Annotated in this window: 20 protein-coding genes and 1 riboswitch; of the genes, 14 read left to right on the forward strand and 6 right to left on the reverse strand. The window is 53.7% G+C overall.

Annotation, left to right across the window (positions count from 1 at the left end; genetic code table 11):
- The first annotated feature begins 42 nt into the window (after positions 1-42).
- From yegS to fbaB, 7 genes are all read left to right on the forward strand, one after another.
- On the forward strand, positions 43-957 hold the full coding sequence (yegS, locus tag JOE25_RS20145) for a lipid kinase YegS (RefSeq protein WP_209638244.1): 915 nt from the start codon (positions 43-45) through the stop codon (positions 955-957).
- Positions 958-1,171: 214 nt separating this feature from the next.
- On the forward strand, positions 1,172-2,386 hold the full coding sequence (gene manD, locus JOE25_RS20150; protein ID WP_209638245.1) for a D-mannonate dehydratase ManD: 1,215 nt from the start codon (positions 1,172-1,174) through the stop codon (positions 2,384-2,386).
- 14 nt (positions 2,387-2,400) lie between these two features.
- Positions 2,401-3,417, forward strand: coding sequence for a Zn-dependent oxidoreductase (locus JOE25_RS20155; RefSeq protein WP_209638580.1), 1,017 nt, complete (start codon positions 2,401-2,403; stop codon positions 3,415-3,417).
- 86 nt (positions 3,418-3,503) lie between these two features.
- Positions 3,504-4,793, forward strand: a complete 1,290-nt coding sequence (locus tag JOE25_RS20160) for an MFS transporter (protein ID WP_209638246.1) — start codon at positions 3,504-3,506, stop codon at positions 4,791-4,793.
- 49 nt (positions 4,794-4,842) lie between these two features.
- Positions 4,843-6,333: a fructuronate reductase gene (locus tag JOE25_RS20165; RefSeq protein WP_209638247.1), complete on the forward strand. Its 1,491-nt coding sequence runs from the start codon at positions 4,843-4,845 to the stop codon at positions 6,331-6,333.
- A gap of 106 nt (positions 6,334-6,439) precedes the next feature.
- Positions 6,440-7,126: a GntR family transcriptional regulator gene (locus JOE25_RS20170; RefSeq protein ID WP_209638250.1), complete on the forward strand. Its 687-nt coding sequence runs from the start codon at positions 6,440-6,442 to the stop codon at positions 7,124-7,126.
- 206 nt (positions 7,127-7,332) lie between these two features.
- Positions 7,333-8,382 (forward strand): class I fructose-bisphosphate aldolase, encoded by a 1,050-nt coding sequence (gene fbaB, locus JOE25_RS20175; protein ID WP_012146277.1) that lies wholly within the window; start codon positions 7,333-7,335, stop codon positions 8,380-8,382.
- On the opposite strand, the gene JOE25_RS20180 is transcribed toward fbaB, so the two are convergent.
- A complete protein-coding gene (locus JOE25_RS20180; RefSeq protein ID WP_209638251.1) occupies positions 8,383-8,538 on the reverse strand; it encodes a hypothetical protein in 156 nt (51 codons plus the stop codon).
- 110 nt (positions 8,539-8,648) lie between these two features.
- Between JOE25_RS20180 and JOE25_RS20185 the strand changes: the two genes are divergently transcribed.
- The 7 genes from JOE25_RS20185 (at position 8,649) to gutQ (ending at position 13,598) form a co-directional block, all read left to right on the forward strand.
- Positions 8,649-9,197, forward strand: a complete 549-nt coding sequence (locus JOE25_RS20185; protein WP_209638254.1) for a PTS glucitol/sorbitol transporter subunit IIC — start codon at positions 8,649-8,651, stop codon at positions 9,195-9,197.
- Positions 9,198-9,212: 15 nt separating this feature from the next.
- Positions 9,213-10,193 carry a PTS glucitol/sorbitol transporter subunit IIB gene (locus JOE25_RS20190; protein ID WP_209638256.1) on the forward strand — a complete coding sequence of 327 codons (981 nt, stop codon included), beginning with the start codon at positions 9,213-9,215 and terminating at the stop codon, positions 10,191-10,193.
- 22 nt (positions 10,194-10,215) lie between these two features.
- Positions 10,216-10,578 (forward strand): PTS glucitol/sorbitol transporter subunit IIA, encoded by a 363-nt coding sequence (gene srlB / locus JOE25_RS20195; RefSeq protein ID WP_209638258.1) that lies wholly within the window; start codon positions 10,216-10,218, stop codon positions 10,576-10,578.
- 10 nt (positions 10,579-10,588) lie between these two features.
- Positions 10,589-11,368, forward strand: a complete 780-nt coding sequence (srlD, locus tag JOE25_RS20200; RefSeq protein WP_209638259.1) for a sorbitol-6-phosphate dehydrogenase — start codon at positions 10,589-10,591, stop codon at positions 11,366-11,368.
- Between the two features lie 52 nt (positions 11,369-11,420).
- A complete protein-coding gene (gene gutM, locus JOE25_RS20205) occupies positions 11,421-11,777 on the forward strand; it encodes a transcriptional regulator GutM (protein WP_209638261.1) in 357 nt (118 codons plus the stop codon).
- Positions 11,778-11,860: 83 nt separating this feature from the next.
- A complete protein-coding gene (locus JOE25_RS20210) occupies positions 11,861-12,634 on the forward strand; it encodes a DNA-binding transcriptional repressor (protein WP_209638262.1) in 774 nt (257 codons plus the stop codon).
- Positions 12,627-13,598, forward strand: a complete 972-nt coding sequence (gutQ, locus tag JOE25_RS20215) for an arabinose-5-phosphate isomerase GutQ (protein ID WP_209638264.1) — start codon at positions 12,627-12,629, stop codon at positions 13,596-13,598. Before JOE25_RS20210 ends, gutQ begins: the two co-directional genes overlap by 8 nt.
- Positions 13,599-13,654: 56 nt before the next feature.
- On the opposite strand, the gene JOE25_RS20220 is transcribed toward gutQ, so the two are convergent.
- From JOE25_RS20220 to cysE, 5 genes are all read right to left on the reverse strand, one after another.
- Complete coding sequence (locus JOE25_RS20220; protein WP_209638266.1) at positions 13,655-14,686, reverse strand: methyltransferase; 1,032 nt, start codon at positions 14,684-14,686, stop codon at positions 13,655-13,657.
- Positions 14,687-15,046: 360 nt separating this feature from the next.
- Entirely contained in the window at positions 15,047-15,505 is a 459-nt protein-coding gene (locus tag JOE25_RS20225) for an inhibitor of vertebrate lysozyme family protein (protein ID WP_209638268.1), read from the reverse strand.
- Between the two features lie 86 nt (positions 15,506-15,591).
- Entirely contained in the window at positions 15,592-16,392 is an 801-nt protein-coding gene (gene thiD / locus JOE25_RS20230; RefSeq protein WP_209638269.1) for a bifunctional hydroxymethylpyrimidine kinase/phosphomethylpyrimidine kinase, read from the reverse strand.
- On the reverse strand, positions 16,389-17,183 hold the full coding sequence (gene thiM, locus JOE25_RS20235; RefSeq protein WP_209638271.1) for a hydroxyethylthiazole kinase: 795 nt from the start codon (positions 17,181-17,183) through the stop codon (positions 16,389-16,391). The genes thiD and thiM overlap by 4 nt, the downstream gene beginning before the upstream one ends.
- A 36-nt stretch (positions 17,184-17,219) precedes the next feature.
- Positions 17,220-17,311, reverse strand: a riboswitch (TPP riboswitch).
- Between the two features lie 1,019 nt (positions 17,312-18,330).
- Complete coding sequence (gene cysE / locus JOE25_RS20240) at positions 18,331-19,101, reverse strand: serine O-acetyltransferase (protein WP_209638273.1); 771 nt, start codon at positions 19,099-19,101, stop codon at positions 18,331-18,333.
- Positions 19,102-19,110 lie beyond the last annotated feature (9 nt).

Genomic DNA, 19,110 nt, shown 5'->3' on the forward strand with positions numbered 1-19,110 from the left:
TATCGTTGATCACTATCTGTTTTTAGCCGGGAGATATCAGGAATGCATCCATCAGCACCCGCGCTTCTTATCATTAATGGTAAAAGCGCCGGCAACGAAGAGCTCCGTATTGCAGTACAAACGCTGCGGGATGAAGGCCTGACACTGCATGTTCGCGTTACCTGGGAATATGGGGACGCCGCGCGTTATGCACAGGAAGCCTGCCAACTGGGGGTAGCCACGCTGATTGCCGGCGGGGGCGATGGCACGATCAACGAAGTCGCCGCCGCGCTGACCGCCTTACCCGCAGATAAACGGCCCGCGCTGGGTATTGTGCCTCTGGGCACGGCCAACGACTTCGCCATGGCCTGCAATATCCCACCGATGCCGGAACAGGCGCTACGGTTGGCGATGAAAGGCCGCGCCGTCCCTATCGATTTGGCGAAGGTGAATGATAAACGCTATTTTATCAATATGGCGACGGGCGGCTTCGGCACCCGAATCACTACCGAGACGCCAGAAAAGCTAAAGGCGGTGCTGGGCGGTGTTTCCTACTTTATCCACGGCCTGTTGCGCATGGATACGCTCAAGGCCGATCGCTGCGAAATCCGTGGGCCGGATTTCCATTGGGCCGGTGATGCGTTGGTGATTGGCATCGGTAACGGCAAACAGGCCGGAGGTGGACAGCAATTGTGCCCAGATGCCCTTATCAACGACGGATTGCTGCAACTACGCCTACTGATCGCGGACGAGTTATTGCCGGCATTGGTGGCTAGCCTGTTTAACGGTGAAGAAAACAAAAACGTGATCGGCGCCGCGTTACCCTGGTTGGAAATCAGTGCCCCCCATGAGATGACGTTTAATCTCGACGGAGAACCGCTGAAGGGAACCCGCTTCCGCATTGAAGTCCTGCCCAATGCCATCGAGTGCCGCCTGCCCCCTAATTGCGAACTACTCGGACAGACGTCTTCACGTTAATCGCTGCCAGCGGCGCCCAACAGAACGTTGAGCGCCCCAGGTAGGCTGGCACAGCCTCTGTGCCCCCCCTTAACATCCCCCTGTCCTCTGCACTTTATTCTGCGATGAAATGTGATCTTCTCCGGCAAATTCTTTAAATCATACTTGTATGGTAGTTAGTTCATGGCGTATTTTTTGCCCATTCAAATCACCCTTGGGAAGAGGATTAGCCGTTATGAAGATCATTAACGCAGAGGTATTTGTGACCTGCCCAGGCAGGAATTTTGTCACGCTAAAGATCACCACTGACGACGGAATTACCGGTATCGGCGACGCAACGCTTAATGGCCGTGAACTGCCGGTCGCGTCCTATCTGAAAGATCACGTCTGCCCACAATTGATCGGGCGAGACGCTCACCAGATCGAAGACATCTGGCAATTCTTCTACAAAGGCGCCTACTGGCGGCGCGGCCCCGTCACCATGTCTGCCATCTCCGCAGTAGACATGGCCCTGTGGGACATCAAGGGTAAGGCCGCCAACATGCCGCTGTATCAGTTATTGGGCGGCGCATCGCGCACCGGTGTGATGGTTTACTGCCATACAACCGGTCATTCCATCGACGAAGTCCTCGATGACTACGCCAAGCATAAAGAATTGGGCTTTAAGGCCATCCGCGCGCAGTGCGGCGTACCGGGCATGAAAACCACTTATGGCATGGCCAAGGGCAAGGGGTTGGCGTATGAGCCGGCCACCAAGGGCAACTGGCCGGAAGAGCAGTTGTGGTCAACGGAAAAGTACCTCGACTTCACCCCCAAGCTGTTCGACGCCGTGCGCAACCGGTTCGGCTTCGATGAGCATTTGCTGCACGACATGCACCACCGGCTAACGCCCATTGAGGCTGCGCGCTTTGGTAAAAGCATTGAGCAGTACCGGCTGTTCTGGATGGAGGATCCAACGCCTGCGGAAAACCAGGAATGCTTCCGCCTGATCCGCCAGCATACCGTCACGCCAATCGCCGTCGGCGAAGTGTTCAACAGCATCTGGGACTGCAAGCAACTGATTGAAGAACAACTGATCGATTATATCCGTACCACCCTCACCCACGCTGGCGGGATCACCGGCATGCGCCGCATTGCCGATTTTGCTTCGCTGTATCAAGTGCGTACCGGCTCACACGGCCCCTCCGATCTGTCGCCCATCTGCATGGCGGCGGCGCTGCACTTTGACCTGTGGGTACCGAACTTCGGCGTTCAGGAATACATGGGGTATTCCGAGCAAATGCTCGAGGTCTTCCCACATAACTGGAGTTTCAACGACGGCTATATGCACCCCGGCAACAAACCGGGCCTGGGCATTGAGTTCGATGAAAAACGGGCGGCCCGTTATCCCTATGAGCCCGCTTATCTGCCGGTCGCACGCCTGGAGGATGGCACCTTATGGAATTGGTAACAGGAGGACGCACCATGCACAGCGTGGTTATTGAACAGCCCGGTCGGCTGACTATCCAACAGCGCCCCTTGCCGCAGCCCGCCGCCGATGAAGTGCGCGTAAAGGTTAAATTTGCCGGTATTTGTGGTTCTGATGTACATATTTATCATGGTCACAACCCGTTCGCCCGTTATCCGCGCGTGATCGGTCATGAATTTTTTGGCGTGATTGACCAGGTCGGTAGCGAGGTTGATCCACAACGCCTTGGCGAACGCGTTTCCGTCGATCCGGTCGTCAGCTGTGGTCATTGCTACCCGTGTTCTATCGGTCGCCCCAACGTTTGTACCGAACTACAGGTGATCGGCGTACATCGGGACGGCGGGTTCAGCGATTATGCCTGTGCCCCGGCGCGCAATGCCTACCCTATTGCAGATAACATCAGCGACCGTCACGCCGCTATGATAGAACCCTTCACCATTGCCGCCAATATTACTGCCCACCTGCAACCCAACGCCGACGATATTGCGTTGATCTACGGGGCCGGGCCGATGGGGTTAACGGTGATCCAAACGCTGAAAGGCGTCTACGGCGTGAAGCACGTGATCGTCACCGATCGTATCCCTGAACGCCTGATGATGGCACAGGAGAACGGGGCCGACTGGACATTCAATAACGCCGACGCGTCGCTGCCTGCAGAACTGGAACAACGCGGTATCCGCCCGACGTTGATTGTTGACGCAGCCTGCCACCCGAGCATTTTGCAGGAGGCCATTCATCTTGCTTCACCGGCAGCGCGTATCGGTATTATGGGGTTCTCCGGTGACGCCTGTACCCTGACCCAACAAAGCATCACCAGTAAAGAGCTGTCGATTTTCTCCTCACGCCTTAACAGTGCACGCTTCCCGCAGGTCATCGATTGGATGGCCAGCGGGAAAATCAGCCCACAGAAATTAATCACCCATTGCGTACCCGCCGAAGACGTCGAGCAGGCAATGTTGATGTTCGAACAAGACCAGCGCACCTGCTGCAAAGTGTTACTGCAATTTAGTTAGTTTTTTCACCGGGGCATCGGGCGGTGATACCGCCCTTGCAGACAACAAAGCATCGCGATTAAAACAACATCAAGTGGAGTGCTTTCATGTTTAAGAATCTGCGTTGGACCATCGTATTCCTGCTGTTTATGGTTTACATGATCAACTACCTCGACCGCGTCGCGCTGTCGATTACCGTGCCAATGATCGAGAAAGATCTGATGCTGAATGCCGAACAGTTCGGCATCATCTTTGGCAGCTTCTTCTTCGGTTACGCCATCTTTAACTTTATCGGCGGGCTGGCAGTAGACAAATTCGGCCCAACATTGGTTCTCGGCATCGCCGTTGGCCTGTGGTCAATCTTCTGCGGCATGACGGCGTTAGCCACCGGCTTCTATTCCATGCTGATCTTGCGCGTGCTGTTCGGCATGGCCGAAGGGCCGATCTGCGCCTCCGCCAATAAAATGATCAACGGCTGGTTCCCGAAAAAACAGGCGGCGACCGCAATGGGCCTGCTCAGCGCCGGTTCCCCTTTGGGCGGTGCCGTCGCGGGGCCGATCGTCGGTTATCTGGCGCTGGCGTTCGGTTGGCGGCCCGCGTTTATGATTATCTGCTCGATCGGCATTGTCTGGATGCTGGTGTGGTTCTTTGTGGTGGCAGATAACCCGGCGAAAAGTAAACGCGTCAGCGATGAAGAACTCGCGCTGATTAACCAAATGAAAGAAGAGACTCACAGCGCAGAGGAAGAACTGAGCCATGCCGCACACGGCCTGGGCTACTACCTGAAACAACCGATTATCCTGGTCACTGCATTCGCCTTCTTCTGCTACAACTATATCCTGTTCTTCTTCCTGAGCTGGTTTCCGTCCTATTTGGTGCAGGCGCATAACCTGAACATCAAGGAAATGAGCCTCACCACCATGATTCCGTGGGTTGTCGGTTTTGTCGGGTTGGCGCTCGGCGGGTATATCTCTGACAAGATTTTCAATATTACCGGCAAGCTGCTGCTGTCGCGCAAGATTGTGTTGGTCACCAGCTTGCTGGCGGCAGCTATCTGCGTAGCACTGGCTGGTACCGTCAGCAGTGTGGTCCCGGCGGTAATGCTGATGTCAGTGTCGATCTTCTTCCTGTACATCACCGGCGCTATTTACTGGGCAATCATTCAAGACGTTGTGCATAAATCCCGCGTCGGGGGTGCCAGCGGCTTCATCCACCTGGTCGGTAGCGTTTCCGGCATTATCGGCCCGATAGTTACCGGCTATATTGTGCAAAACACCGGCAAATTCGACAGCGCCTTTATGCTGGCAGGCGGCGTGGCGGCGCTCGGTGCGGTACTGGTCTTGTTGGTGATCAAAGCACCGCGCAACACCGCGCAACCGCAAATCTCAAAATCCTAATGCAATCGGGCGGCCATCACCGCCCGGTCCCTCTGTCAGGAATTCCAGCATGATACTTTCCCCTAACAGCGCACTGCCGGCGGCAATTGCCCAGCCGAATTACGATCGAGAACGGCTTAAACCACGCATCGTGCACATTGGCTTTGGCGCATTTTTCCGCGCGCATCAGGCGGTGTATGCCGAACAACTGGCTAATGATCACGCCAGCGACTGGGGTTACTGCGTGATCAGCATGCACAACGGCAGGCAAAAAATCGCCGATCTACAGCAGCAGGATTTGCTGTATACGGTTGCCGAAATGAACGATACCGATTGGCACGGTCAAGTGATTGGCGTTGTCAGGCAGGCTCTGCACCTGCAGGTCGACGGATTGGACGCCGTGTTGGACGCCATGGCACAACCGGAAGTGGCCATCGTTTCGTTAACAATCAGCGAGAAAGGCTATTGTTATCACCCCGCCAGCGGCCAGTTGCTGTCAGAACACCCGGATATTCAGCATGATATTGTTCATCCACAGCAACCACGTTCCGCGCCGGGATTGATCCTGGCCGCACTGCGTCTGCGCCGGGAACGTGGGTTGCCTGCGTTTGCCGTGATGTCCTGCGACAATATGCCCGCCAACGGCCAGATGACTCGCAACGTATTAACGCAGCTGGCACAACGGCAAGACAATGGCCAAGCAGCGTGGATCGCACAGCATGTCGCGTTTCCCTCAACGATGGTCGACCGCATTGTCCCGGCGGTCACGGCAGAAACCCAGCAACACACGGAGGCATTGCTGGGTGGCGTCGCCGATCTGCTCGGTGTCGCCTGCGAGCCGTTTCGCCAATGGGTGATCGAAGATAACTTCCCACAGGGCCGCCCCCAGTGGGAAAAAGCCGGTGCCGAGTTGGTGAGCGACGTGCTGCCCTACGAAGAAATGAAGCTGCGGATGCTCAACGGCAGCCACTCGTTCCTCGCTTATTTGGGCTATTTGGCAGGCTATACCCACATCAGCGACAGTATGCAGGATGCCTATTTCGAGCGTGCGGCGCGCCATCTGATGCTGGCGGAACAGGCCCCGACGCTGCAAGTCTGCAGCGTGGATCTGGCGCAGTACGCTGAGTCGCTGCTGGCGCGTTACCGCAACACCGCACTGAAACACCGAACCTGGCAGATCGCCATGGACGGTACCCAAAAACTGCCGCAGCGCTTGCTGGACGCCATCCGCTGGCATCTGGCACGCGACGGCAACGTTGACTGCCTGGCGTTAGGCGTTGCCGGTTGGATGCGATACGTCGGCGGTCAGGATGAGCAAGGTCAGGCCATCGAGATCAGCGATCCATTACGGGAACGCCTCGCCAATGTGGTCAGCAACAGTCGCGAAGGCCCTGAACGGGTGCTGGCCTTACTGCAACTTGATACCGTCTTCGGCCATGATCTGCCCGATGATCCGCGTTTTGTCGGGGCGGTGACCGATGCCTATCGGCAACTGCTGACACAAGGTGCCAAGGCTTGCGTGGCAGGATTGCCGCTCGGCTGTTCCTCACCGACAGCGTAAAATGGCTTTGTTCGTCAAGCTGCGGAAGGATTTATCCGTCCGCAGCCAGCGGATAATCTGCTAGTATGGTGGCATTCACACTCAAGCCTGGTAATGCGTTGTCACCATGTCTGAATCCTACAGTCTCACCAATAATCTCCCGGTCAATCAGCAAGTCTACCGTTTCCTGCGCAAGGATATCGTCGATTGCACCATTCCCCCCGGTACACTGTTGTCCGAGAAAGAGATTTCTACCCGCTTTAGTGTTTCTCGCCAACCGGTGCGCGAAGCCTTTATCAAATTGGCAGAGGCTGGATTGGTGCAGATCCTGCCGCAACGCGGGACGTTTGTGATGAAGATTTCTGCCAAGCGGGTGGCCGACGGGCGCTTTATCCGTCAGGCGGTGGAATGCGCGATCGTGCGGCGTGCGGCGGAACGGATCACACCGGAACAACTGATGACGCTGGAGCATAACTTGCATCGTCAGGAGCTGGCGGCACAAAACCAGCAGACGCGTGAGTTTCTGACGTTGGACGATGAATTTCACCAACTGTTGACCCAGTTCGCGGACTGCCCGTTGGCCTGGGAGACCATCGAAACCATCAAGGCCACCATGGACCGAGTGCGTTTTCTCAGCCTGAGTGAGGTCTCACCACCGGAGAGCCTAATCCAACAGCACTACCGTATTTTTGCCGCGCTGAAGGCGCAGGATGCAGACGCCGCCGAGCGTGCCATCCACGAGCATCTACAAGAAATGATTTACTCAATCACCCCTATCGCCCTGCAAAATACCGAGTGGTTCGACGCAGAATAATCAGCGGCCTGGCCGTCAAGGGGGCGATCGCCCCCACGTATTTGGCCATGCAAATGGCATTTCCTCTCAATCGCATCTATTGTTTCTCCTTGCTGTCAGGATTTCATTAATATCGTTCTATCAGCTTCAATCACCGCTTTTTACTGCGCCGGTGGTCAGATACCTTGCCCTACCGGTGTTATGAAGAAGCTAATCGGGAGTTAATCATGACTGATATTGCACAGTTGTTAGGAAAGGAAGCGGAAGACCTGTTGCAACACCGCTGTACTACCATCCCTGCTGAGAATCTCTACCTACCGGGCGCCGACTTTGTTGACCGGATAATGATCGATAACAACCGTCCCAACACCGTTTTGCGTTCCATGCAAAGCCTGCTTAATCACGGTCGTTTAGCTGGCACCGGCTACCTGTCAATTTTGCCGGTCGATCAGGGCATTGAGCATTCTGCCGGTGCGTCGTTTGCTGCCAACCCGTTGTACTTCGATCCGAAAAATATCGTCGAACTGGCCATTGAGGCCGGTTGTAACTGCGTCGCCTCCACTTACGGCGTGCTGGCGTCCGTGTCACGCCGCTATGCGCACAAAATTCCGTTCCTGGTCAAACTGAACCATAACGAAACCCTGAGCTACCCAACCCAATACGACCAGACGCTGTATGCCAGCGTCGAGCAGGCTTTCAACATGGGTGCCGTCGCGGTCGGGGCCACCATTTACTTTGGTTCTGAACAGTCACGCCGCCAGATTGAGGAAATTTCTAGCGCCTTTGAGCGTGCTCATGAGCTGGGTATGGTCACCGTGCTGTGGGCCTATCTGCGTAACCCGGCATTCAATAAAGACGGGGTGGATTATCATTCCAGCGCCGATCTTACCGGTCAGGCCAACCATATTGCCGCCACCATTGGCGCCGATATCGTTAAGCAGAAAATGGCGGAAAATAACGGCGGCTACCGCGCGGTGAAATTTGGTTATACCGATGACCGCGTCTACAGCAAGCTGACCACTGACCACCCGATCGATCTGGTGCGTTACCAGTTGGCCAACTGCTATATGGGCCGCGCCGGGCTGATTAACTCCGGCGGCGCTGCCGGTGAAAACGACCTTCAGGAATCGGTGCGTACTGCCGTTATCAACAAACGTGCCGGCGGCATGGGCCTGATCCTGGGGCGTAAAGCGTTCAAGAAATCGATGAAAGAAGGTGTGGCGTTGATCAATGCCGTTCAGGACACCTATCTGGACAAGAAAGTGACCATCGCCTGATCACGGCGACAGTAAGTAGAGTTCTCTCCAGCCCGGTACGCCGGGCTTTTTCATGTCTTTTATCTGCTGATTCCCCTTTCCCGCCTCACGGCCACCATGCTTTGATGTTATTTTTCTTTCATAATTAACTTTCACAATAAAATATTTATCTTTCAAAGTGTGATCTATTTAAAACAAATGAATCCGTGAAGTGATTAGTGTAAGGCCCATGGCGACAGAGCTGCCGTTTTGCTCCAGGCCATACCTTCCATCACAGGAGAACAATAATGATTGAGCTAATCACTCAGGGTGCCGAATGGTTTATCGGCCTGTTTCAGAAAGGCGGTGAGGTGTTTGTCGGCATGGTGACAGGCATTTTACCTTTGTTAATCAGCTTGTTGGTCATTATGAACGCGCTGATTAAATTTGTTGGCCAGGAACGTATTGAACGCTTGGCGCAGCGCTGCGCGGGAAACCCGGTTTCACGTTATCTGCTGCTGCCGCTGCTCGGCACCTTTGTTTTTTGTAACCCGATGACCCTCAGCCTCGGTCGTTTTATGCCCGAGAAATATAAACCCAGCTACTACGCAGCAGCATCTTACAGCTGCCACTCCATGAATGGCCTGTTCCCGCATATCAATCCCGGCGAACTGTTCGTTTATCTCGGCATCGCCAGCGGGCTGACCACCCTCGGCCTGCCGCTGGGGCCACTGGCCGTGAGCTATTTTCTGGTCGGGCTGTTTACCAACTTCTTCCGCGGTTGGGTAACCGATCTCACTACCAGCCTGTTCGAACGCAAGATGGGCATCCGCCTGGATCGTCAGGTGCAACTTTAACCCGTGGAGTGCAGCATGAGTGCTTATATCCGTATTGAGAAAGGCGCCAGCGGCTGGGGCGGCCCATTACAGTTGCCGATCGAGCCGGGCAAAAAAGTGGTGTACATCACTGCGGGCACCCGCCCATCGATCGTCGACCGGCTTAGCGAACTGACTGGCTGGCCCGCCGTCGACGGCTTCAAGGAAGGTGAACCGCCGGCGGACGAGATTGGTGTGATGGTGATTGACTGCGGCGGTACCCTACGCTGTGGCCTGTACCCTAAACGCCGTATTCCGACGGTCAATATCCACGCCACCGGACAATCCGGCCCACTGGCAAAGTTTATTCTCGAGGACATCTACGTTTCTGGGGTGCGCGATAACAACATCAGCCGGGTAGCGTCGGAAACAGATGCGGTGCAAGCCGCCCCCGCCACTCAGTCAAGGGGACGGGATTACGACACCAGTAAAAAAATCACCGAGCAGAGTGACGGCCTCTTGGCAAAAGTCGGCATGGGCATGGGATCTGTGGTGGCCGTGTTTTTCCAGGCGGGTCGCGACACCATCGACACCGTCCTGAAAACCATTCTGCCGTTTATGGCGTTCGTCTCGGCGTTAATCGGTATCATCATGGCGTCCGGTCTTGGGGATTTTATCGCCCACGGTCTGACACCGTTAGCCAACAGCCCTATTGGCCTGGTGACGCTGGCGCTGATTTGCTCCTTCCCGCTGCTGTCCCCCTTCCTGGGCCCCGGCGCGGTGATCGCTCAGGTAATCGGTGTGCTGGTCGGGGTACAGATTGGCCTGGGCCATATTCCGCCGCAGCTGGCACTGCCCGCCCTGTTCGCGATCAATGCGCAAGCCGCCTGCGACTTTATTCCCGTGGGCCTGTCGCTGGCAGAAGCCAAACAGGACACGGTGCGGGTCGGTGTGCCTTCGGTATTGGTCGGGCGTTTCCTGACCGGCGCGCCCACCGTGCTGATCGCCTGGGCCGCCTCGGCCTTCATCTATCAATAACACTTACCGCCAGGGGCTAGTTATGAACACCATTTTTCAAACCACCATCACCCAGATTGGCGGCTCTGCCCGCGATGCGCTGTGTGATGACATGCTGATCACCTTTCGTGAAGGAGCACCGGCAGACATCGAAGAGTTTTGTTTTATCCACCAGCACGGCAATACCCTCGGTGAACTGCTCGCGGGTGGATGGATGGAGTTGGCGGATCAACGCTACCCGATCACAGCCGTCGGCAGCGTCGCTAACCAGAATTTGCGTGAACTGGGCCACCTTACCGTGCGTTTTGACGGGGAAACCCAGGCCGAATTTCCCGGCTCGATCCATGTTTCCGGCACCACGCCGATTGATATTCCGATAGGCAGTACGCTGAAATTTATCGCATAAGGAGTAGACCATGTCTGAAGTAGCAGTAGTGATTGGCGGTGGCCAAACATTAGGCGCATTCTTGTGCCTGGGACTGGCGCAGGCGGGTTACCGCGTGGCGGTGGCCGATTTAAACGCGGGGAACGCCCAAAACGTGGCGCAGCAGATTAACGCTCAATACGGCGCAGGCTGTGCGCAGGGCTTTCAGACCGATGCCACCGATGAACAAAGCGTGATGAAACTGGCAGCGGCAGTGGATGGTGCATTTGGACAGACCAACCTGCTGGTGTACAGCGCGGGGATCGCCAAGGCGGCACCAATCACCGATTTTCCGTTGGGGGATTTCGACCGCTCGCTGCAAGTGAATCTGGTGGGCTATTTTCTTTGCGCCCGCGAGTTTTCCCGCCTGATGATCCGCGACGGCATTGCCGGGCGCATCATTCAGATCAACTCCAAATCCGGCAAGGTCGGCAGCAAGCACAATTCAGGCTACAGCGCTGCCAAGTTTGGCGGCGTCGGGCTGACCCAATCACTGGCGCTTGATCTGGCGGAGTACGGCATTACCGTCCATTCGCTGATGCTCGGCAATCTGCTGAAGTCGCCGATGTTCCAGTCGCTGCTGCCGCAGTACGCACAGAAACTGGGGATCGCCCCCGATCAGGTTGAAAAGTATTACACCGATAAAGTGCCACTGAAACGCGGCTGCGACTATCAGGATGTCCTGAATACCCTGCTGTTCTATGCCAGCGATAAGGCGTCTTACTGCACGGGCCAGTCAATTAATATTACCGGCGGTCAGGTGATGTTCTGATCGGATTATCCCTCCCTCTCCTTCGGGAGAGGGAAACCAAACAGGAGACGACATGACCCAGGCATTCATTATTTTTGCCGTGCTGGCCTGGCTACTGCAAATTGCTTTCGGCTGGTGGCAACTTCAACGTTTTAACCGCGCCTTCGACGGCCTATGCCAGCTGGGCACCGTCGGTGTCGGGCGTTCTGGCGGGCGCTTTCGGCCACGGGTGGTCTTGGCACTGGCTTTCGATACCGAGCAGCGGGTCTGCGGCAGCATGCTCATGCGTGGCCTGACCATTTTTGCGCAACCGCGACAGCTCGCCCGTCTGCACGGGCTTCATCAGAGAGACCTTATCCCGGATGTGATCTTCCCCGAGGATCGCGCATGCCAGACTGCACTATCGTTAGCGATTGCCCCTAAATCATGATATTTTCACATTAAAAGACATTACCTTTCATATTGAATTATTCGTTGAAGGGAAATGCTCAACTCTTGTGAACAGGACAGGCTATGAAACCAAAGCAGCGGCAGGCCGCTATCCTTGAATATCTGCAGCGGCATGGCAAAACGGCAGTGGATGCCCTGGCAGCACACTTCGCCACCACGGGCACCACCATTCGTAAAGACCTCACTCTGCTGGAGGACGAAGGCGAAGTGATCCGTACGTATGGCGGTGTCGTCCTCAGCCGTGACGATGGCGATCAACCGATCGACCGTAAAACCCATATCAATACCGAAAAGAAACGCCAGATCGCCTACGCCGCCATTGGGCTTATCAATGACGGCGATTCACTGATTTTTGACGCCGGCAGTACCGTGCTGCAAATGGTGCCGCATCTGGCGCAGTTCAATAACATCACCGTGATGACCAACAGCTTGCATATCGTCAATGCGCTCGTGGAGCTGGACAACGACCAGACTATCCTGATGCCCGGCGGTACCTATCGCAAAAAATCGGCCTCATTCCACGGCAGCCTGGCAGAATCCGCTTTCCAACAGTTCAGCTTCGACAAACTGTTTATCGGCGCAGATGGTGTAGACCTCAACGCAGGCGTTACCACCTTTAATGAGGTGCATAACGTCAGTAAAGCGATGTGCGAGGCCGCCAGCCGCATTATTCTTCTGGTAGACTCGTCGAAATTCGGCCGTAAAAGCCCGAACGTGGTCTGCGACCTGGCCGCCGTAGACACGCTGATTACGGATAAAAACATCAACCCGGATTATCTCGCCGCGCTGCAAGCGAAAGGTATCAATATCATTCTGGTAGGAGATTCTGATGAGTAACGCCTCGGCCCTTCTGGCCTTTGCCCGTGAAACACTGGAAATTGAGCTGACAGAAGCACAACGTCTGCTGGAACGGCTTGACGATAATTTCGTCCGCGCCTGCGAACTGCTGCTGAACTGCCGTGGCAAGGCCGTGGTTTCCGGCATTGGCAAGTCCGGTCACATCGGCAAAAAAATCGCCGCCTCTCTGGCCAGTACCGGCACACCGTCGTTCTTCGTACACCCGGCGGAAGCGCTGCACGGCGATCTCGGAATGATCGGTGCCGATGACGTGGTGATCTTTATCTCTTATTCAGGCCGAGCCAAAGAGCTGGATCTTATCCTGCCGCTACTGGCGGAAAATACTATCCCGGTGATCGCCATCACAGGCGGTAAAGAGTCACCGTTAGCACAGGCAGCGGCCTGCGTGCTGGATATCAGCGTTGAACGTGAAGCTTGCCCAATGGGGTTGGCACCGACCTCCAGCGCAGTCAATACGCTGATGATGGGTGATGCATTGGCCATGGCGCTGATGCGTCAACGCGGTTTCAATGCCGAAGATTTTGCCCGCTCACATCCTGGCGGCAGCCTGGGCGCACGTTTACTGAATCGGGTACATCACCTGATGCGCACAGGCGATCGCCTGCCTCAGGTCAGTGAAAATGCCAACGTCATGGAAGCGATGCTTGAACTGAGCCGCACCGGGCTGGGCTTGGTGCCCGTGTGTAACGCACAGCAGAAAGTGGTCGGCGTCTTTACCGATGGTGACCTGCGTCGCTGGCTGGTGAAAGGGAATAGCCTGCAGGATGCGTTAAGCCCGGCGATTACCCGCCCCGGCTACCGCTTGCCAGAACAGTGGCGCGCCGGAGAAGCGCTTGAGGCGTTACACGAACAGCATATCAGCGCTGCCCCGGTGGTCAATTTGGACGGCGTACTGGTAGGCGCGATCAACCTGCACGACCTGCATCAGGCCGGCATCGGCTGACGAAAAGGACAGAAACCCGCATTGTTTGCGGGTTTCTTTCTATCCTCAGCGTTGACTTAGCTGGGCACTGCCTCAACGATCGAGACATAACAACCGGTGTTGATTATCCGGTTCAGCTTCAGATCGGCAGTGGCCAGCAACGCCCTCAGTTCTTCTTCGGTACGCGCTTTCCCGCCGTCAAAACTCCCCATGAGCAGCAGATCGATCTCTCTGGCACTGTCCCAATCATGACCCTCTGGGATCACCGGTTCCATGATCAACAGTGTCGAATCAGGATGCATAGCATTGCGGCAGCTGCGTAATATCCGGCTGGCCAGTTCGTCCGGCCAGTCCATGGTGATGTATTTCAATAAATAAAAGTCCGCCGTCGGACACGACTCGAAGAAGCTGCCGGCACAGGTTTCCCAACGAGAATCGTCCCCGAGTTCACCGAGCCGATTTCTCGGCAAGATCTGCGGCTGATCGAAAAGGATACCTTTGAGCGTCGGGTTAGCACGCAATACGCTCAGCAGCAATCCGCCCAATCCCCCCGCAATATCCACCACCGTCGCATTTTCTGGGAAATGATAATTTCGCACCAGGAATTTATTTTCCACCGATGACATGGACGACATTCCGGCATGAAAATCATTTTCCGACGCGGGAATATTTTCCCTCGACCAATATTCATAAAAAGACATTCCGAACAGCTGTTTGAACACCGGGTCACCCCGAACGGTTCCCGTCAACTTGCCCAAAGGCAGCCAGAATGTGTCATCAGTAAGCATGATGACTGCAGCACGCAAAGAATCCCTGGCATCGGAGCGCAGGCATTGTGCCACCGAATTTAGCGCGAAATGGCCGTCGTTAGAAACGGTAAAAATATTGCGAGATACCAGCGTGCGCATAACGCGATGCAATAAGTCCTGATCCACCGCCAGCTGACTCGCCAGCTCCCGGGACGTTTTGGGCGTATCAATCAGAGCGTCGGCCACGTTCAGCTCCGTCGCGACCCGCAATGCGGCCTGCACGGTGAACCCCATCGCCTGATCCAACAAGTATAATGACGCTTTTTCATCTTCAGAAAGAGTAATGTGATTTGTTTCCATGATCATAATGCTCCGCTTACATATTTATCTCCAGACACCATTGCAAAAAGCTGCAATGCCTATTTTTCCGGTGAAAATAAATTCGCCAAACAAGATCATAGACACTAAACAAAATAAAACCACAAAATAAAAGTGGTTATTTTTTAAGAAAGAAAATAAAACTCACAACCCATTAAATACTAAGGAAATAAATATAATTACGCACAACAAAATAATACAAAACAGATATAACCAAATAATAAAATTATTATTAAATAACATTTATCCTATTTAGACATTGTTTTATATGGGGTTAATTTTAATGTTCTATATTCATCGCAAAAAAACGGCCAAATGCGTCAGCATTCAGCCGAATACTGATTATTTCCAGTCTGGATTATTCTCGAACTGTTGTTTCAACAGCGCCTTCATGTCCTCGTCCGGCTTGCCCAACCATTGGTATTTAGCGTATTTCTTCGGATGATCAACCGCTTCCGGTTTATTCGCCACTTCGACGCGCACCGCCCATGCCTGTGACTTGTCTTCTTTAAACGCCACCATCATAAAATTGTTGGCACAGTCGTGGGGTTTGCACAGATTGCCCACCAAATAATTTTGGCCCTTCCAACTCAGGCTTTGCGCCGGGGTTGATGTCCCCATTCCCTTACGCGCCCACCCCGGTAAACGGGCCTGGCCTTTCACCATGTTCTGCCAACTTGTCTGGTAGCCCGGCTGCTGGATCACATCGGAGGTAGTGACAATTTGTTGGGCAACGCTGCCCACGCTGAAGCTGAGTAACACGCCGAAGATGGCACCGCGAAGTGCGTTTTGTCCTGTCATGGCCTTCTCCTTTAATAAAATTCATCCGCACCCGGCCAAAACCGGGCCTGAATCTAGTCAGACCACAGTGACGGCAAAAAGTTGACTCACCACCAGGCGTGAAAATGATGCACCGGTCCGATACCCTGCCCCACTTCCAGGGTGTCGGCTTGCTGCAACGCTTTTTGTAGGTAATCTTTGGCCGACGCCACTGTGCTGGCCCAATCATCATGGCGCGGGCGCAATGCGGCTAACGCGGCGGAAAGTGTACAACCGGTACCGTGCGTATGACGGGTCGCCACACGTGGCGCAGTGAAACGCAGTTCCTGCCCATCACTAAACAACCAGTCCGGGCTCTCACTTTCACTCAGATGACCGCCCTTCATCAGCACTGCCCGACAGCCCATCGCCAGCAGCGCCTGGCCTTGCTCACGCATTTGCCGTTCATTCTCCGCCGGCGCACATTCCAGCAAAGCCGCAGCTTCCGGCAGGTTCGGCGTAATAATCGACACCAACGGCAACAGTTCGCGACGAATAGAGTCCACGGCCTCTGGCGCCAACAGGGGATCACCACTTTTCGCCAACATCACGGTATCCAGCACCACAAATGCCGGTTGGTAATGACGCAAACGCTCCGCCACCGCCTGCACAATGTCAGTGTTAGCCAGCATACCGATTTTGGTGCTGTCGATACGCACATCGCAGAACACGGAATCAAGCTGAGCGGCGACAAAAGCAGGGTCAATATTGTAAACCGACTGCACCCCGCGGGTATTTTGCGCCACCAGTGCGGTAATAACGGAGGCCCCGTAGGCACCCAGCGCAGAGAAGGCTTTCAGGTCAGCCTGGATACCTGCACCGCCGCTCGGATCGGTACCCGCGATGGTCAATGCGTTAATTCGTTTCATTGCAGATCCTCCGGCCGCAGTTGATACAACGCGTCGAGGAACGCAGGGGTGAAACTGCCCGGCCCTGCGGCATCGCGCGTGGCACGTTCACCACACAGCGACATCACCCGGCAGGCAGTCGCGACGTTGTCCAGCCGATCGCCCGGCAGGCTGCAAAATGCCGCCACTACGGCCGATAAGGCACAGCCGGTTCCCACGACCCGCGTCATCAGTGCGTCCCCCCCTGCGACGGCCCACTCACGCTGGCCGTCGGTGACATAATCCACGACCCCGGTTACCGCCACGACAGCGCCACTGCTCCGTGCCAGCTCACGCGCGGCGGGTAAAGCCGCCAGCGAATCGTCCGTGCTGTCTACGCCGCGCCCACTTGTCTGCAGACCGCTCAGCGCCATGATTTCGGAAGCATTACCGCGGATCGCCGCGGGTTTTTTACCTAACAGGCAATGGGCAAAGGCAGTGCGGTACACCAACCCACCAACCGCCACCGGATCCAGCGTCCATGGCGTTCCCGCCGTATTGGCGGCCTCCACCGCCGCCAGCATGGATTCGGCACGTGAGGCATTGAGAGTACCGATGTTAATCAGCAAAGCATTCGCCAGCAGGCTGAACTGCGCTGCCTCTGTCGGTTCCACCACCATCGCAGGGGAAGCGCCGAGCGCCAGCAACACGTTAGCCGTCAGCTCCTGCACCACTTCGTTGGTCAGGCAGTGAATCAATGGGGGTTGGTGCTTAAATTGGGTCAAACAGGCCGCGGCACGGGCGCCGGGTAAAGCATCAGGTCGAGCGAACATATTCCTCCCAACCGGCGTTCAAGAAGGCGGGTACCGGTTGGGGCACCGAGACTTCCCTACGCTGGCATAATCCAGATCAGGTAATACGGGTAAAATCTCAGCCCCTTGGGGCACCCCGAGTCTTTGAAAGTGTTAAGTTTTTCACTGTAACCACTAAGAGATAATCATACCCTATAAATTAACCTGTTGACCACACCATACTCCAGATTGTTGTACAGTTATATTCGACAGGTTTTAGGCCTAACCCAAAACGAGCAATGGATTGTCCATGCGAAAAGAAATATCGAACATTACTAGTATAATAAAAAACAAACCAATAAAATTTCAACTTTATCATTAAAATAAACAAGACCTTATGACACTAAATAAAACCCTCTAAAAGCCAATACCCAATTATTGGTTCAGGGCGTTTACACTTGATATCTTCCTTAACTCAACCAAGAGATCATGATTATTACCCAAGCGCCAGTGTATCATTTCATGGTTATATATTAATGTATTTATTATCTTGCTTAACATTCAATGGCGTAAATTTTTAACACTTGAAATAATATACATTAAACTTTACATAGTTAATTTTAAATTAACACATAATCATAACCCCTCGAAATTATTTTTAAAATCAAATAAATTGACTCTGTAAGCCCCCCCTGTAGCAGGCTGTCGACTTTACAGCCATTTAACTTTCCATGGAGATAAGACCATTACCTTAGTTGTTTGAATACCTCACTCGTGACTTGTTATCTACCGTTCCGCACAATAGACACACTTTATATTTTTTAAATGCCGGGTATGAAAATCGCGCATTGATTATAGAATCCGAATATATTTCATCGGCGATTTAATTCGGCGTTCAGAAACGGGATTAGGGTTAAAGGTATTATATATCATAACGCATGAACGCTGGTTGTTTCTGGTCACGGCTTTATATACCTTCCATAAAAATCAATCCGTTATGCTATACAGACCCGGATGAAAAATATAGTACTAAATACTTTCCTGATGGCCATGCAACAAAATAAATCGCAAAAAAAATTGCTAATAAGGCCGTCCATCGAGCGGCCTTGTCGGCACTAGCGTTTGTAATTACCTTTGCTCGCAACCTTGGTACATAGATGACTCAGTTAGCCATTGACCGCCATAGACTTTATTGCCCATCTACAATACGAGCAGGAACACCTGCAACGGTTTTACCCTCAAGTACGCATTCCAGAACAACTGATCCTGCAGCTACCTTGGCATTATCCCCAATCTTAATGTTGCCCAATATTTTGGCGCCAGCACCAATGGTAACGTTATCCCCAATTTTAGGATGACGATCACCCTGTCCTTTTCCTGTACCACCCAATGTTATACTGTGGAATAGCGAAACATTATTGCCAATAATTGCCGTTTCACCAATAACAAGACAATGTGCGTGGTCAAACATAATACCCGAGCCGATTTTTGCTGCAGGATGTATATCAATTGATAAAACTTCTGACATGCGGCTCTGAATAAATAGCGCCGTTTCTTTTTTCCCTTGAATATATAACTCATGAGCTACGCGATAGCATTGCAAGGCGATAAACCCCTTGAAAAAAAGCATTACCTGCAGGTATCCATAACAAGCGGGATCTCTTTCTCTGAAAGCATGTAGATCAGACAGCGCCTGATTAATAATTTCAGGGTTATTATTATAAACTTCAACGACAATTAGATACCAGTCTCTAAACCGGTCTTCATCCTTATTCAGTTTGTCCACGACACACCACGCAAGAGACGCATTAAAATTCGAGTGTGCAAGAATAGACTTATACAAAACCTGATTGATAAGTGGATTTTTTACAAGAGCCTGACTAGCCTCTTGCTTCAAAATATTAAACATATAGGTAGATTCACCTACTTCAAGATATTCATCATTTTTAAAAAAACGCATGTATATGCT

Source organism: Serratia sp. PL17 (assembly GCF_017832355.1).
In the GTDB taxonomy this organism is placed as follows: Bacteria; Pseudomonadota; Gammaproteobacteria; order Enterobacterales; family Enterobacteriaceae; genus Serratia.